Annotated in this window: 17 protein-coding genes; 13 read left to right on the top strand and 4 right to left on the bottom strand. The window is 39.8% G+C overall.

What is annotated here, in order from left to right:
- Positions 1 to 68 precede the first annotated feature (68 nt).
- Entirely contained in the window at positions 69 to 335 is a 267-nt protein-coding gene (locus PE36_RS03705; RefSeq protein WP_006030621.1) for a hypothetical protein, read from the bottom strand.
- A 306-nt stretch (positions 336 to 641) separates the two neighbouring features.
- Between PE36_RS03705 and PE36_RS03700 the strand changes: the two genes are divergently transcribed.
- Both PE36_RS03700 and PE36_RS03695 read left to right on the top strand, forming a co-directional pair.
- Complete coding sequence (locus PE36_RS03700) at positions 642 to 1,679, top strand: AraC family transcriptional regulator (RefSeq protein ID WP_006030620.1); 1,038 nt, start codon at positions 642 to 644, stop codon at positions 1,677 to 1,679.
- Positions 1,680 to 1,813: 134 nt separating this feature from the next.
- A complete protein-coding gene (locus PE36_RS03695) occupies positions 1,814 to 3,865 on the top strand; it encodes an alkyl/aryl-sulfatase (RefSeq protein WP_043993855.1) in 2,052 nt (683 codons plus the stop codon).
- A 145-nt stretch (positions 3,866 to 4,010) separates the two neighbouring features.
- Here the strand turns inward: PE36_RS03695 and PE36_RS03690 are convergent, their stop codons facing one another.
- The 3 genes from PE36_RS03690 to PE36_RS03680 all read right to left on the bottom strand — a co-directional run bounded on the left by PE36_RS03690 (position 4,011) and on the right by PE36_RS03680 (position 6,933).
- A complete protein-coding gene (locus PE36_RS03690) occupies positions 4,011 to 5,204 on the bottom strand; it encodes a M4 family metallopeptidase (protein WP_006030618.1) in 1,194 nt (397 codons plus the stop codon).
- A gap of 917 nt (positions 5,205 to 6,121) precedes the next feature.
- Positions 6,122 to 6,352: a hypothetical protein gene (locus tag PE36_RS24695; protein ID WP_006030617.1), complete on the bottom strand. Its 231-nt coding sequence runs from the start codon at positions 6,350 to 6,352 to the stop codon at positions 6,122 to 6,124.
- A 221-nt stretch (positions 6,353 to 6,573) separates the two neighbouring features.
- Complete coding sequence (locus tag PE36_RS03680; protein WP_043993816.1) at positions 6,574 to 6,933, bottom strand: Imm51 family immunity protein; 360 nt, start codon at positions 6,931 to 6,933, stop codon at positions 6,574 to 6,576.
- 452 nt (positions 6,934 to 7,385) lie between these two features.
- Here PE36_RS03680 and PE36_RS03675 point away from each other — a divergent pair, with 452 nt between their 5' ends.
- From PE36_RS03675 to hutH, 11 genes are all read left to right on the top strand, one after another.
- Positions 7,386 to 8,456 carry a methyltransferase gene (locus PE36_RS03675; RefSeq protein ID WP_006030615.1) on the top strand — a complete coding sequence of 357 codons (1,071 nt, stop codon included), beginning with the start codon at positions 7,386 to 7,388 and terminating at the stop codon, positions 8,454 to 8,456.
- A 218-nt stretch (positions 8,457 to 8,674) separates the two neighbouring features.
- Positions 8,675 to 9,559: a beta-ketoacyl synthase chain length factor gene (locus PE36_RS03670; protein ID WP_006030614.1), complete on the top strand. Its 885-nt coding sequence runs from the start codon at positions 8,675 to 8,677 to the stop codon at positions 9,557 to 9,559.
- Positions 9,552 to 10,346: a 1-acyl-sn-glycerol-3-phosphate acyltransferase gene (locus PE36_RS03665; RefSeq protein ID WP_006030613.1), complete on the top strand. Its 795-nt coding sequence runs from the start codon at positions 9,552 to 9,554 to the stop codon at positions 10,344 to 10,346. Before PE36_RS03670 ends, PE36_RS03665 begins: the two co-directional genes overlap by 8 nt.
- A complete protein-coding gene (locus tag PE36_RS03660) occupies positions 10,339 to 10,602 on the top strand; it encodes a phosphopantetheine-binding protein (RefSeq protein ID WP_006030612.1) in 264 nt (87 codons plus the stop codon). The genes PE36_RS03665 and PE36_RS03660 overlap by 8 nt, the downstream gene beginning before the upstream one ends.
- Before the next feature lie 13 nt (positions 10,603 to 10,615).
- A complete protein-coding gene (locus tag PE36_RS03655) occupies positions 10,616 to 10,867 on the top strand; it encodes an acyl carrier protein (RefSeq protein ID WP_006030611.1) in 252 nt (83 codons plus the stop codon).
- A 72-nt stretch (positions 10,868 to 10,939) separates the two neighbouring features.
- On the top strand, positions 10,940 to 11,560 hold the full coding sequence (locus tag PE36_RS03650) for a hypothetical protein (protein ID WP_006030610.1): 621 nt from the start codon (positions 10,940 to 10,942) through the stop codon (positions 11,558 to 11,560).
- A 3-nt stretch (positions 11,561 to 11,563) separates the two neighbouring features.
- Complete coding sequence (locus PE36_RS03645) at positions 11,564 to 12,994, top strand: AMP-binding protein (RefSeq protein WP_006030609.1); 1,431 nt, start codon at positions 11,564 to 11,566, stop codon at positions 12,992 to 12,994.
- The gene (locus tag PE36_RS03640; RefSeq protein ID WP_006030608.1) at positions 12,987 to 13,427 is read left to right on the top strand and encodes a hypothetical protein; all 441 of its coding nucleotides are present in this window, start codon (positions 12,987 to 12,989) and stop codon (positions 13,425 to 13,427) included. Before PE36_RS03645 ends, PE36_RS03640 begins: the two co-directional genes overlap by 8 nt.
- Positions 13,424 to 14,161 (top strand): glycosyltransferase family 2 protein, encoded by a 738-nt coding sequence (locus PE36_RS03635; protein ID WP_006030607.1) that lies wholly within the window; start codon positions 13,424 to 13,426, stop codon positions 14,159 to 14,161. Before PE36_RS03640 ends, PE36_RS03635 begins: the two co-directional genes overlap by 4 nt.
- Before the next feature lie 43 nt (positions 14,162 to 14,204).
- A complete protein-coding gene (locus tag PE36_RS03630) occupies positions 14,205 to 15,149 on the top strand; it encodes an acyltransferase (RefSeq protein ID WP_006030606.1) in 945 nt (314 codons plus the stop codon).
- Positions 15,150 to 15,162: 13 nt separating this feature from the next.
- On the top strand, positions 15,163 to 16,710 hold the full coding sequence (gene hutH, locus PE36_RS03625; protein WP_006030605.1) for a histidine ammonia-lyase: 1,548 nt from the start codon (positions 15,163 to 15,165) through the stop codon (positions 16,708 to 16,710).
- Positions 16,711 to 16,736: the final 26 nt, after the last annotated feature.

Genomic DNA, 16,736 nt, shown 5'->3' with positions numbered 1-16,736 from the left:
GAAACACACATACAGTTCCCTTGTCATGTGTGTTTTCGGTGTGCATTGCTGCAGACTGTATCGTCTAATTAAACAACTACGTATTGTTTTGCTTGTCTTGCTTCAACGATATATCTTCTTTTTAGCTTTTTAGCCATGTCTGGTGTTAGATCTGAATGCAACATTTCTAACGTGCTTTGACCTTTACTTTTCAGGTACGCGACAACTAATGGACGTGTTGGGTCTGCGTGATTTTTAGCCCATTCATAGCTTTTTACTGCGTTTGCTGGTGGCGTTTTTTTCGCTGCGATATATACACTACCATCAGGAAAAGATACACGGTAAATATTGATCATTTTGTTCTCACTTTAATCTTCGTCATCAAAATACTAAATTTTATCGGCCTAGTATGACAGCTTTTCGAGTGTTAAACATAATTACTTAGATCTCGCACCGAGCCAACTGTACTTATTGCTTGAATCCAGTACCACTTATTTAATGCAATAGGTATTAAACGCTGATGGTTTAAGTCATTCACCCGCTAGTGTCGACGCAACCTTGATTATATCGGTGATTTTCTGTTAATTTGGCATATTAGTTGTTAACTTAAATGGAGTAGCATTTTTACTTATAAATAAGTGATTTTTAAGGGTCTACCGATAATGAATCAAACAATCAAATACACAACTGTCGCGGCATGGAGCTTATCAATTGCTAACGCATTACATGCGATGGACTTTGATCCCAATGAAGTGTTTAAAAATGCCGGGATCTCATTAGCTAATGTACAAGATGACCCTTATTCCTTGCTTGATATAAAAAATATGACCGCGCTTTGGAAAGAAGTGGCGCAGATCACCCAGATGCCACATTTTGGTCTTATTGTCGGTCAACATTCAAATATAAAAAATAATCATGTTTATAACCACCTGATAAAAAAATCGGATTCATTACTGCAAGTACTTGAAGGGCTGCCGAGTTATTACGGTAAGTTAAGTAACTCAGTATGCCTTACCTTGAATAATACTCCACATTTGGTTGGCGTCACGATCTCACCTCTGGAAGGTGTTGAAATTAGTGACATGGCTATTGATGCGTTCTTCTCTTCTTTTGTCATAATGATCAATGGCTTTGTCGAGTCAGATGCGTTTATACACCATGTTGAACTGGTTCGCAGTAAACCTAAAAGTACCCGACCTTGGTTAGACAGTTTTAATTGTGAGACCAAGTTTAGTCAGGACGTGAACTGCTTATGGCTGAATAAATCGGTGTTAACCCAGTTCTCAGTAAAAAATCTGCAGCTGGAAAAGAAAATGGCCGTTAATCTTGCGCTCGATAAGATGACATTAACGGAAAAAATTGAGCGGTTGATACACAGTTCAATTGCAAATAGCGAGCCAACACTGGATGAGATCGCGGCGATGCTGAACATGAGCGTACGCTCTATTAGTCGCAGTTTGAAAGAAGAAGGACTAACGTTTAGAGATATCTTGAAGCAGAAACGCCAAGAACTCGCTGTGCATTATCTGACAAAAACGGAAGATCCGATTTTAACCATCTCTGAAAATTTAGGCTATAAAAACATGGGTAACTTTACCCGTGCATTTCAAACTTGGTTTGCTCAATCGCCATCACACTATCGTGAAAAGAATCGTGAAAATAGTCGTGACAAAAGTCGTGAACAACATCAAATAAAATAGTCTTTCCTGCATTCTCAAACCTTGAAGTTTAAATCTATTAACGCGCCTATTAAAGTGGGCGTAAAATGATAAACGGCTTGTTAACAAGTTGTGATACGGTTGTTGTATTCATAACTACTAATGGCTATATGAACATGTTTATTAAAAAGAATTTAACTACCCTAATTCAAAATACGATCTACAACAATTCTAATTTAAAGAAACGCTTACCATTAGCAGTTATTGCTTCTGCCAGTTTATTGTTAGCGGCTTGTGGTCCCAACGCAAACGAGACATTATCTAGTACTAAGCCTGATCAATACGGTTTTACGCCCGCCTCAGAATATACCGTCGAACTAAATAACGCGGTATTAGGACAACTGCCTTTCGAAAATAAACAAGATTTTACTGATGCTAACCGTGGTTTTATTGCCACGCTACCTGAGTTTGTCGTTAAATATAGCGATGGCGAAACGATTATGGATCTGTCTGATTATGACTTTGTTAACGGCCAAGCACCAGATAGTGTCAACCCAAGTCTATGGCGTCAAGCGAAGCTAAATAATATTAATGGCCTGTTTAAAGTAACGGCAGGTATTTATCAGATCCGTGGTTTTGATTTAGCCAATATGACGGTTATTGAAGGTAAAACAGGCTGGATCATTGTTGATCCACTTACTACTGCCGAAACGGCTAAAAAGGCCCTTGATTTTGTCAATAAACAACTTGGCTATCGTCCAGTGTCGACCATTGTATTTACCCATAGCCACATGGACCATTTTGGTGGTGTAGCAGGCCTACTTGAAGCGGCTGGTAATGATGTTGCTGATATTGAAGTAGTCGCACCGGGTGGTTTTATGGAAGCGGCGACCAATGAAAACATTATCGCGGGCCCTGCGATGACTAAACGAGCGAGTTATATGTACGGTAATTTATTACCTCGTTCAGCACGAGGCCATGTTGATGCAGGTTTGGGTAAAGCGGTGCCGTTTGGTACTTTTAGTATTCTAACGCCGACATTAACAGTAAATAGCGATGAAACGAAGATAATTGACGGTGTGGAATTTGAATTCCAAATTGTATCGGGTAGTGAAGCACCATCAGAATTTACTTTCTACTTACCTAAAATGAAAGCCTATTGTGGTGCCGAGATGGTATCCAAGACAATGCATAACTTGTATACCCTACGTGGCGCGCAAGTACGTGATGCTGTGGTGTGGAGCAAGTCGATTGATGCAGCGATCGAAACGCAAAAAGACGCTGAAATATACTTTGGTAGTCACCATTGGCCGGTATGGGGACAAGAAAACATTAATGAATTCTTAGTGACCCAGCGCGATACTTACCAGTACATTCACGACCAATCGGTAAGAATGTTAAATGCGGGCTTAACACCAAAAGAAATAGCCGAAGAAATTGAAATGCCGCCAGAGTTAGCTAAGACTTTCTCTAGTCGTGGTTATTACGGCACTGCTAAACACAATGCCAAAGCAGTTTATCAGGCTTATCTTGGCTGGTATGACGCAAACCCGGTAAATCTTGATCCGTTACCTGAGTATGAATCTGCGGCGAAATACGTGAAACTAATGGGGGGTGCGAAAGCGGTTATTATTAATGCCCAAGCGGCCTATGATAAAGGTGAATACCGTTGGAGTGCTGAGTTATTGAATCATGTGGTTTTTGCCGATGCTGATAATGACGCGGCCAAAGAATTGCTGGCGAGCAGTTATGATCAATTAGGTTATCAGGCTGAGTCAGCACCTTGGCGTGATGTTTACCTTTCGGGGGCGTATGAATTACGTCACGGTGCGGCGGACAAAGTGATCGATTTAGCGTCAATGAAAGCGATTCTATTACAAACGCCTGTCGATAAGTTCTTTGAAAGTATGGCTGCACGCGTTATTGGTCCTGATGCATTCGGGGAAGAGTTTACCTTAAACATTAACTTCACTGACTTGGAGCAAAACTATGTGTTAACACTGAATAACGCTGTATTACGGCATAAACTGGCACCTAAAGATGCAGCGGCTAATGCGACATTAAATATTAATCATGAGCTATTCATTGATTTGGTGATTGGCGTGGCGGGTGTATCTGAAGTATTACTATCAGATGATTTAAGTATTGAAGGCAGTACACTTGGTTTAATTAGCTTCTTCTCACTACTTGACCAACCAGAAGGTGTGTTTAATATCGTCACGCCTTAACGGATATTGCTGTGCCACGATTGGCTAATAGAAAGCACGCTATGTAGCGTGCTTTTTTGTTTTCCGACTTTAATGACTAGTTAGGTTTTTGTCGCTGTATATTGAACATAGGCTGATCTGCTACATGACGACCCAACAGCAAGCTCTAATAAAATCCGGTTTTTTTGAAAACTTCTTTTATTGTTGTTGAAGTTTTATCTGAGTAACCCAGATCGGATGCAGAAAGCATTAATCCGTTAACGAAATCTTTGCTGCTTGTGGAGGTATTAGAATGTGGTTTCCAAAATGCTTTTTCAGCATTAATATAAACTTTAATTAACTCGTCAATAGTAAAAACTCCATACGAATTATCTTCAATAAGAAGATAAAAGGAATAGTTTAAGATATTTGCAATAATATGTATTTTTAGATCATCTATATTACCTTTATATTCACCAGAAATTGCATCACTAACATTTGTATATTTCGGGTTTTTAAAATCTCTAACATTAGTAGAGCAATCAGGATCAGGTAAAGTACATTTTAGATGATCTGCACCATGAATAAAATCTGTCTTACCCGTTGTTTTAAATTGGTAGTATTCTGCCATTATATCTGAAAAATGTTCTGACCAACCTCCTAAACTATTCCTCAAACCATCCATGACTTCGAATGAATGTCCTGTTTTAGATGTGTAAGCATGGGTCAATTCATGTACTAAAACATCACTTGTGGCAAATGAATAACTATATTCACTTCCACTACCATCATTATGTATACCATCGGCAATCAAGATATGATTCTTAAATTGTTGATGCTCTATTCCAATATCAGAGCGAACATACTGACCGCTACTGCCATACCAATAGTGCGATATGATTGTAATTTTTTCAGATATAGGAGTCTCGCCTGCTAAGTCTTCATAAAAAGACACGGCATCATTTAAAATAAACCAAGCATCATTAATAGGAGAAAAGCTGCCATTTCTTTGGTCTGGATGATGCTGAATAATCCCACCCTCTTTGGGACAAGGAAAAGTTACAATTTTGAGTGGATAAGATTTACTCCAAAAACCTTCAGGGATAGGTTTGTCAACCGACGCATGTTCCCATCCATTCCTTAGTTCAAAGTTTTTATTGCTCATCTTACAGGTACCGGGAGTATCATCTTTGACTACTTTTAATGGTTTATTGCCAAGTTCATCCAGACCATAAGTATAAATTCCCGTAACTCCATTTCCTCCATGGCCTGATACTTCAACAATAGAATCGATACTATTATTGTCAGTTAAAGGGGAAGAGTCAAAGCATCCAGAGAGTAAAAGCGGTAGACCCAAATAAAAATAAATAGGCAGAGACATATTTAAAAACCTTATATAAAATAATAATTGCTTGTTTAGTTATCAAGATAGCTTCATCTATCGTTGAATTTTGGCTAAACATGATGTTTTTTACAAATGAAAGGTTACCTCTAGGGCAACGACATTAAATTAACAATTTATTAACAATAAAACAACAATTACGTATTAATTAGATCGGTTATTCAAGTTGGTGTTTTTTATATGTTGGCAAATTACATATATATCAACTGGTAAAGTATAAGGCAACCTAGGTGTTGAGCATTTCAATGTGTTTATACTATATAACTTTTTGGTTTCATTACCCCGGCTTGATAACATGCTGTTAACTTTGTGGGTGGGGTGTTTAATGAAAAGACAAATGCCAGGTAGTTAGACTCAGCCTCTTCAAGCCTATAGGTTTGGACCTAAACGTTTAAAATCTGTTGATCCTAATACTGGTGTGAACGTTAGTATTAACTCGCAAGTAGCTCGAATATCTTCGCATTACAAGATTTTGCTAATTCATTAAAATTTCATCGAGTGGGTATTTGTAATGATGCAAAATATAAATTAACAAGCGCAAAAATTTAAGCCGGAAATGTCGCCATCATCATTGATTTATTCATTTTATTAAATAATGTATGTTTTACATATAATAGCGTTCAGCATCCCGGATTTTCTCTTACTCGTTTGTTTTTTTACCTTTGTCTAATTTTTAAATGCAGCACTACACTTCAGATGTACAAGGCATAAAAAAGCACGCCATCAGACGTGCTTGTTAGTTTTACTATTCGGGCATTAAATGACTAATACGTGTAGCTCACTTTAATACCAAAGGTACGTTCAGGACCAAACACACCAATGACGGGGCCAGATGTCGCACCTGAACCATAACCGTATTTAGCTAGCGTATATTCTTCATCAAGTAAGTTCTTAGCCTAAACGTTGACCGCCAGTTCACCGGTTTTTAAAGGTATTTCGGCCAGTGTTAAATCGAGGTTTAACAGCGAAAAACTGTCATTTTTTAAGATCTCTAAACCATTATTACTGCTGTAAAACGCACCGCGATAGATATTGGTTAGCAGTACCGTTGGTTGGCCAAAATCGGTTTTATCAAAGCGGTAAATAAACGAGGTCAATATAGTCTGCTCTGGTGATTGCGGGATCATATCAGGCACCTCGCGTGTTATCGGGTTAATGATCGTTACGCCATAACAGCAAAACTCAATTGGTACTGGCGTAGATAACTAAATTGGCGTTGGTATGTATGCTGAAGCATAAATTGTCACCGTATTAATGTTTGACATCTTATGCTTCAAATTGGACGGTTTGCATTATTGACACTATTGCTAAATTGAAATTAAGGCTTAAATCAGGTGCGTCGTATTGATCACTCGGATTTACTTGTTAATTCTGGTTCAAATTCGTACTGAGCATAACGGGCGATACACGCATCTAATAAATCATCATCATCATAAAATTCAAAGACCATTTCAGCAATTGTATGCAATGCATCTTTGTCTTCACTATGAATGGTAAACATTAGCGTTTCATCACCAAAACTCAGTTTTTCTAATAAGCTTGGATCCTTTTCTGAAAGCATATTTTCTAACAGCAACGCCCAATCTTCACCATCGCCTAAAAAGTCATGAGATTCAAAAGCTTTCCATTTTAAATCACTTAGCATCAGGCTATGATCTCGCTTGAAAGTTGAAAACAAAAACGGAAGGTAAGGATTTACTTGCTTCATAATATCTCTCTAATGTGATGGGAATAGTGATTAAATAACTTCTCCGAAACGAGCAAGAAGTTAGTCTCTCTCCACCTTACTCTCTGTATTTTAATTAAATGATAGATGCATCATGTTTTGCCTTATTGCCATTCAGAATGGCATATTGAAACAGCGCTATTTATGAAATTTGTGAGAGCAGTGATGCATTAACTAAAAGTGGGGAAGTGGTTCCCGCCTGATATTAAATTACTAATACGTGTAGCTCACTTTTATACCCAAGCTACTTCAAATGCACAATCAGCAAACCTAATGAAGGGTATATTAAACATTAAATGAATGAGCGATGATTACAGTTTAAGTGATCATCGCTTTTTTTATGGGAAAACATGATGTTAATAAGGAATCGAATGGTAATTTATATTAGACTCGTAAGTATATATTAGAGTGTTGAATTAACTCATGGAGTAATAATGGCTTTTTATGATAAACCAGCTGAAGTCTCAGCGTTTAATGCAAAGTTCGAAGCACAGAAGATTGCCTTTGCACCCGTTGCATTTCAGGTGGCGCGTTGCCTATTAAAGTTTGGTATTTTAAAAGCAGTTGATGACGCAGGTAAACAAGGCATCAGTTTATTAGCATTGACAGACAAGCTGGATACCAGTGAATACGGTATCAGTGTATTGCTTGATATGGGACTAAGCATGGGTTTAGTGTGGCAACAAGATGACAACTTTATTTTAGATAAAGTGGGTTACTTTTTGCTTCACGATGATATGGCATTAAAGAATCTCGATTTTACCCACCATGTTTGTTACCAAGGTCTGTTTGATTTAGATAAAGCCATTGAAACCGGTACGCCAGCTGGCCTGCATGTATTTGGTGATTGGAAAACGATTTACCCAGGTTTAAGTCAATTACCGGAAGAAGCGAAAAGAAGCTGGTTCGAATTTGATCATTACTATTCAGACCATGCCTTTCCTGAAGTACTGGCATTATTGTTCGAGCACAAGCCAAAACACATTTTAGATGTGGGTGGCAATACCGGTAAATGGTCATTAGCGTGTACCAAGCATGATGAAAACGTCAACGTTACTATCATGGATTTACCGGGGCAGCTTAATGTGGCGTTGGCAAATGCGAAAGAGGCGGGTGTTGACGATCGTATTCACGGCCATGAAACTGATTTACTTGATGAAAGCCGAACCTTCTTTGCTGGTGCCGATACCATCTGGATGAGTCAGTTTTTAGATTGTTTTAGCAAAAGCGAGATCTTAAGTATTCTTAAACGTGCTGCTGACGTAATGACTGCCGATAGCCGTTTATATATCTTAGAAACGTTCTGGGATAGACAACCCTACGAAGCGGGTGCTTATTGTGTTAATGCTACTTCGATCTACTTTACTGCTATGGCCAATGGTAATAGTCGTATGTATCACTCTAAAGATATGATGCGTTTGATCCAAGACGCGGGTATGTATGTCGATCAAGATACCGATGATTTAGGTCTCGGTCATACGCTTCTCGCTTGTAAGAAGAAATAATCGAGAATATTGACAGTAATATTTTGTAAGCGAAAGTAAGCGTTGTTATTGTTGCATTTACAATCAAATAGTCATTATCAGCTTATAAAATAGAATAAACCATCCTTTGTAACCAATTGATAGTTATTGCGTTTTAAATTTAGCTGTTGATTTATTGTTAACGATTAATTATTATGGCGGCATATTTATTGCCGCCATTTTAGTTTTAGGAGAAACCGTTGAAGTTACATCTAGAAAGTATTAGCTCTTGGTCAACTTCCTGCGCTGAAAAAACTAACAAATCCGACGGCATTCAACAAAAATCATCAGTTTGGCCAAAGTTAGAGTTTGTGCCTGCAATGCAACGTCGTCGTTTAAGTCCTTTCGCTAAAATTGCACTTTATACGGCAGAAAATGCGCTCTCTGCACCTTCTACATTGCCTGAAACATCAGAGTCTGAAACACCAGAACTTGAAATGTCAGAACTTGAAATATCAGAAAAATTAGCACAAATTGATATTGTATTCTCGAGTCGTCATGGTGATTTACACAAAACATCAGCATTACTGACTGATATTGCTGCAGAACAAGACATTTCACCCACCGCATTTAGTACTTCTGTCCATAATGCAGTGCCGGGTTTATACAGTATCCTCAAGCAAAACAAACAAGCAATTAACGCCATTTCTGCAGGTAAAGATAGCTTCTTTTATGCGTTTGTTGATGCCTACGCGCGACTAAAATCGGGTCGTGCGAATAAGCTACTTATCGTACATGTCGACCGTGAACTGCCAGAATTGTATTCCCAGTTCCAAGATGAACAGCAAGTGGACCACGCGGTTGCTATGGTGGTGACGCTAACACCTACGCCAGCGACAATTGCCAATATCGACATTAATTTTAGCGCCTTCTCGGGCTCTGAAAAAGGCGCTGAAAGCGGCGATAAGCAAGGCGTTCAACAAGATACGGCTGAATTGAACTTGCCCGCAGCCTTGTGTTTTATTAACTGGTTTGATACCAACTTAGGTTTAACACCAAAAATAGTACCAAAATCAACGTTACAGTATACGTCTGATCGCCATGTTTGGACTTGTGATTTAATCTCTGGAACGATGGATGTTTAAGGCGCTTAACTGTGTTTATAAAGCGCTTAATTATCTTTGGCGTTTATTTGCTACAGCCACGTGCTTTAGCTTATTTGGCGTGGGTGGGTTGATACTGACGGTGTTGGTATTTCCGCTACAGAAATTGTGTATTCGTGGTGAACAAGCACAGAAACGTGCTGCGCGTAAAACCGTACACTACAGTTTCCGGTTTTTTATTGCCATGATGGCGTTTACGCGGATCTTCAAATTTGATCTGCGCGATCGCGCTGAACTGGCGCAGCTACAAGGGCAACTGATTCTTGCCAATCACCCGTCATTGATTGATGTGGTGGTATTGCTTTCTATTATCCCCAATGCTGATTGTGTGGTTAAAGCGCATTTATTTAGTAATCCCTTTATTCGTGGGGTGATTAAAAATGCCGGTTATATCAGTAACGCCGACCCCGAAGCCTTGCTCGATGCGTGCAAATTATCATTAGAGCAGGGTAATAATCTGATTATTTTCCCAGAAGGCACACGTACCGTACCGGGAAAAGAATTAGTTTTTCAACGTGGCGCAGCCAATATCGCCTTACGTTGTCAGGCACCCATTACCACTGTATTAATTAATGTAACGCCAAGTACATTAACCAAAGCAGAATCTTGGTATCAAATTCCAAGCGAAAAAGCTAAATTTATGCTGCAGTTAACACGCAATGTGCCGTCAATTTCAACTGCAGCAGGAACACCCATGAGTAAACAAGTTCGCCATTATTGCCGTGAACTTGAAAGTTATTTTAAACAGGAACTACTGACCCATGACTGAATTAAAAACTGAGCTAAAGAAGCTTATTATTGCGGAACTAGACCTTGAAGATATTGAAGTTGAAGATATTAACGATGCGGATGCATTGTTTGTTGAAGGCTTAGGTTTAGATAGCATCGATGCGCTTGAATTAGGTCTGATCCTAAAGAAACATTACAACATCAAAATCGATGCAAACTCGGAAGAGATTAAACACCATTTTTCATCGATTAATGCATTAAGTGCATTCATTACTCAGACTCGCGCTGCGGCTTAATTAAGGATTTCCCATGCAATCTAGAGAACAGATCTACCAAACATTAGCCGATATCTTAGTTGAAGAATTTGAAATTGAAGCCGATGATATTAGCCTAGAAGCTAATTTATATACTGACTTAGATTTAGACAGTATTGATGCCATTGATTTAGTGATTAAATTACGCGACATTACTAACGAAAAAATTGAACCTGAAGTGTTTAAATTAGTACGTACAGTAGAAGACGTTGTTAACGAAATCGAAAAACTAACGTTAGCGAAATAATCGCTGTCTGCTTAGTTCATCGTGCTATGACATGTGAAGAAGCTATGTTGAAGACTTTATGTTGAAAAACTTATGTTGAAAAAAGTAGTTACTGTGCTGTTGGGATTGTGCTTATTACTCTATCCCTTTGCTGTCTATTTAGGACTAAATTATGTTAGTCCTTTTTGGCTTGCCTTGGGTTTGTTAGCCTTATTAATGTCGCGTTTAGTGATGTTACGTGGTGTCTTAAATAAAATGCCTTGGTTGTTACCTGCTACCGCACTGGGTGGCTTGGCGATAGTTACCTCGTTATTCACGGACTCTGATATTGGTTTTAAGCTATATCCGCTGATGGTCAATTTTGCCATGTTGGCGGTATTTGCGTATTCATACTTTAAACCGCCCACCGTTATTGAAACGTTTGCGCGATTACAAGATCCGAACTTACCTGAACATGCGGTGGGTTACACACGTAAAGTTACCTTGGTGTGGTGTGGTTTCTTCATCATTAACGCCAGTATTTCATTGTACACAGCGTTATATTGCTCATTTAAAGTGTGGACTATTTATAACGGTTTCATTGCCTATATTCTGATTGGCAGTCTATGTGCGGTTGAATTTGTTGTGCGCCTGTTTGTGCAGCGTCAACACGCTAAGAATAATGCCGATAACAGTGACAACCCAAGCATTGAAACTGCGAACAAGGAAGCTTAAGTAATGACGGGACAGTCGCTATGTCAGCGTGATATTTGCTTTTATCTTAACAAGCAAGCCTATAGTTTTGAGCAGTTTAGTGCTGATATTCACGATGCAAGGCAGGTGATTCGCCAAACTGATGCAGATAGTGTGTTGTTATTTCATCAATCCAGCTATCAGTTTAGTGTTGGTTTTTTTGCCCTCGCACTAGAGGGTCGCCACATTGTTATGCCACCGAATGCACAGCAGCAAACGCTCATGCATATCGCGCTGCAATGTCAGGCTACGTTAGGTGATATTAAAGTTGATGGGCTAGATGCGATAAATGTAGCATTAATCGACACGCCTTTAATTAATACGAACAGTATCGCCGGACATGATGTGATTGCTGCTCAGATCCAGCCATTACAAAATAGAACGGATCTGTTTACGCCATTAGACTGTCAAATTACCTTCTTTACCTCAGGCTCGACCGGACAGCATAAACCTATTGTGAAACAGTTTAGTCAGCTTAACTGCGAAGTTGATGTATTGATTAATACCTTTACTGCGCGTTTAGATACTTCACAGTTATTATTAAGCACGGTTTCCCATCAGCATATCTATGGCCTGTTATTTAAACTCTTGTTACCGTTAAAATCTGGCTTGGCCATTGTTAACGATACCTTTGAATACCCAGAACATATTAGTCAGCTGTTAACTGAAGAGTTAGGTGACAAGTTAACAGATGATAACCGCCAAACTGCATTATTGATCTCAAGCCCTGCGCATCTAAAACGGCTGAGTTTAGACAATGTCTTGATGGCTAACAAAGCGCAATTACAAGCTGTGTTTAGTTCTGGCGGCCCGTTACCGTTTGAAATTGCGAAAACGTTATTTAAGCAATTGTCACAAGCACCCATCGAAGTGTTTGGCAGCACTGAAACCGGTGGTATTGCCTGGCGACAGTGTCAAGGTACTACCCCAAGTGCGTGGCAGGTTTTCCCTGATATTAGTTATCGTGTGATGGCTGAAACTGCGCAGTTGGTGTTAACATCTCCCTACATTAATGAAGCGAATTACGTGACTGAAGATCGTGTTCAGCGCATTGATGAGCAGCACTTTGAAATGTTAGGCCGTGCTGACCGCACGATTAAACATGAAGAAAAACGTATTAATCTCGATCATATGGAACGCTGTTTACTGCAACATGTGCTGGTTAATGAAGTGCGTGTGATCGTACTTGATGGCGTCAAAAAACAAGTGTTAGCGGCAGTTGTTGAGCTGACAGCTGAAGGGCAAGCATTACTGAACGAACAAAGTAAAAAGTCATTGAATGATAGCTTTAAACAGCATTTACTCAGTGAGTTTGAACGTATCTGTTTACCTAAGAAATGGCGCTACCCAGCGCAAATGCCATTTAATTCTCAAGGTAAATTAGTGATTAAAGAATTGGAGAAATTGTTTGACTGAATTAGTAAAAGTGGATGCAAGGATCCTGAATAAAGTGCTAAGCGATGAAAGCGCTGTATTAACCTTGCATATCCCGGCAGACCTAGATTACTTTAAAGGTCATTTCGATCAAGCACCAATTTTAGCGGGTGTGGTGCAATTGCATTGGGCGGCAAAGTTCGCACAACAATACTTAGACATTAGCGCAACAGATGTGATGGATATTCAAGTGCTGAAGTTTCAGGAAATGATCTTACCGGGTCAAGAAGTCGTGCTCACGCTCACTAAAAAATCAACCGAAAAAGTGCTATTCAGTTATCAATCGACAACGCCAAACGGTGATATTAAATCCAATTCTTCTGGTCGACTTATTTTTGCTGAAACAGCGGTTAATCATGTTTTAGAAGAAATAACGCTAACTATTTCAGAAGACAATAAAGCAGGTGAAGTGTGAGTTATTGCATTGTCATTCCTAACTATAATCACACGGTCGTGATTGATAAGTTATTAGGGTCTTTAGCGGAATTCCAGTTACCTGTGATCATGATTAATGATGGCAGTGATGCTGATAGTAGCGCATTTATGCAGGCATTGGCGGAACGATACAGTTATGTGACGCTAGTCAGTCATCCCTATAATCAGGGGAAAGGTGCGGCGGTGCAAACGGGCTTAAAACAGGCTGATAGCATGGGATTTACCCACGCGATTCAGGTGGATGCCGATGGCCAGCATGATATTACTGATATTAATCAGCTGGTGGCATTATCACAGGCACAGCCAAATCAGCTCATTAGTGGCCGACCAATTTATAATGAATCGGTACCGAAGCATCGTTATTACGCCCGTTATTTAACCCATGTTTGGGTATGGATTGAAACGTTATCATTTGATATTAAAGATACCATGTGTGGTTTTCGGGTATATCCACTGGCTGAGACGTTAGGCTTGTTAGCGAAACATGGCACTCTTGGCCACTACATGGCGTTTGATACCGAGATCATGGTACGTTTATATTGGGATGGCGTAGAAACGACGTTCTTACCAACCAAGGTTAACTACCCTGAAAATGGCGTATCGCACTTCCGTTTATGGGAAGACAACGTGGCTATTTCATGGATGCACACCCGGTTAGTGTTTGGCATGTTAAAACGTTTACCGCAGTTATTATTGCGTAAATTTAGAACCTGATTTAGAGCTTATTTTAGAAAATTAGTTAGGAAAGAGTGGCAATATGGCAACCACAAAACACTGGTCCAAAATGCAAGAGCGCGGTACCTACCTTGGTATGAAAACATTACTGTTTTGCTACCGTATTCTAGGCCGTACCGGTTTATCTATTATTCTTTATCCCGTGATTGTGTATTTGTATTTCACCGGTGGGGAAAGTAAAAAAGCCTCGTTAAATTACCTTGGCAAAATTGCCAAGCGCAAAGGCAGTTCGAAACAGCCGGGTCATCGAGAAGGTATTAAACATTTCTATACTTTTGCCCAAGGTGCATTTGATAAGATCGATGCTTGGACTGGCAAGATCACTATCGATCAAGTGCAGTACAGTTATGACGAAAAATTTAAAAAATTACTCGAAGATAATAAGGGCGCGGTATTTATTGGCTCGCACTTGGGTAATTTGGAAGTATGTCGCACGCTCAGTGTGGGTAAGTATAAAACCCGTATTAATGTATTGGTTTTTACTCATCATGCGATTGAGTTTAATAAGATAATGCAAAAAATTAACCCCAATGTGAATGTTAACTTCATTCAAGTGTCAGATGTGGGTGTTGATTTAGCCATTTTATTAAAACAACGCGTAGAAGCGGGTGAGAAGGTCGTGATTGTCGGTGATCGCACCAGTACGACATCTCCTGGACGCGTGGTTTATGCCGATTTTTTAGGTCAGCAAGCGCCGTTTTCACAAGGGCCATTTATTCTCGCTTCGTTGCTGGAATGTCCTGTGTATTATCTGTTTTGTTTGAAAGACGGTAACAAATATCACCTTATTTTTGAGCATGTATCAGATAAGTTGAAGTTTGCACGTAAAACCAGACAAGCCGATATCGGCGAGTTAATTAATCAATATGCGCAAAGGTTAGAACACTTTTGTCTGCAATACCCGTATCAATGGTTTAACTTTTTTGATTTTTGGCAAGAAGACCATAAAGTAGAACGTAAGAAATAGTTTGGAGAAGTCAGTGGCTACCACTAAAGCAACAATTAAGTTTGGCGAATCACGTTTAACGATTGAAGATATCGTTGCAATTTCGAAACAAGAAAAGCATGTCAGTATCAGTAATGCACCAGAATTAACCAATAAGATTGATTCAGCGTTAGCCTTTTTAGACAGCTTATTAAAAGAAGATGGGGTTATTTATGGCGTAACCACTGGTTATGGCGATTCAGTGACAGTCAAAGTACCACTTCATCTCGTACATGAATTGCCATTACACCTTACCCGTTTTCACGGTTGTGGTTTAGGGCAGTTATTCAGTGTTGCCGAAGGCCGTGCTGTGTTAGCGACCCGTCTTACTTCGTTAGCACAAGGTTATTCTGGCGTAAGCTGGGAAATGCTGCATTTACTCGCAGCATACTTAGAACACGATATTATTCCAGCTATCCCACAAGAAGGCTCGGTAGGCGCAAGTGGCGATTTAACCCCGTTATCTTATGTTGCTGGGGCATTAATTGGCGAGCGTGATGTGTATTACAAAGACAAGATCCGCAACAGTGGTGAAGTCATGCGCGAGGTGGGTTTAACACCATTGGTATTGCGACCTAAAGAAGGATTAGCGATCATGAATGGCACAGCGGTCATGACGGCTGTTGCTTGTTTAGCGTTTGATCGTGCTAACTATCTTACTAAACTGGCGGCGCGTATTACCGCTATGGCGAGTCTGTCTATTCAAGGTAACAGCCATCATTTTGATGAGATCTTATTCTCGGTAAAACCACACCCAGGCCAGCAACAAGTCGCTACGTGGATCCGTAATGATTTAAATCATGCAGAACACCCGCGTAATGCTGACCGTTTACAAGATCGTTATTCTATTCGCTGTGCGCCGCACGTTATCGGGGTATTACAGGATTCACTGCCTTGGTTCCGTCAAATGATAGAGAACGAGCTGAACTCGGCAAACGATAACCCGATTATTGATGGTCAAGGTGAGCACGTATTACACGGTGGTCATTTTTACGGTGGTCATATCGCGATGGCAATGGACAGCATGAAAACTGCGGTTGCTAACCTAGCCGATCTTGCTGACCGTCAGTTAGCGTCTTTGGTTGATACTAAATATAGTAATGGCTTGCCATCAAACTTATCCATGAGCAGTGAAGAACGTCGTTATATTAACCACGGTTTTAAAGCCATGCAGATTGGCGCATCAGCCTACACTGCAGAAGCATTAAAACAGACCATGCCAGCCAGTGTGTTCTCACGCTCTACTGAATGTCACAACCAAGACAAAGTAAGCATGGGTACGATTGCCTCGCGTGATGCAATGCGGGTGTTACAGCTTACTGAGCAAGTATTAGCGACGACATTATTGGCGACAGTACAAGGTTTACGCATTCGTATTGAACGTAAAGAGTTAGATTTAGCCAGTTTACCTGTCGCTGTTCAAGCGATGTATAACGACATTTGCAGCTTCTTTGAACCGCTAGTAGAAGACCGACCAATGGAAAGTCTATTACGCTTTACAATTGACGCTATTCAAACCCAGCGTTGGGCGCTTTATCAATAATTCATGTAAAAGATATGAGCAGGTAA

Source organism: Moritella sp. PE36, from assembly GCF_000170855.1.
Classification (GTDB): domain Bacteria; phylum Pseudomonadota; class Gammaproteobacteria; order Enterobacterales; family Moritellaceae; genus Moritella.
Note: the sequence above shows the minus strand (reverse complement) of the source record. Positions and strands in the feature narration are given on the sequence as shown.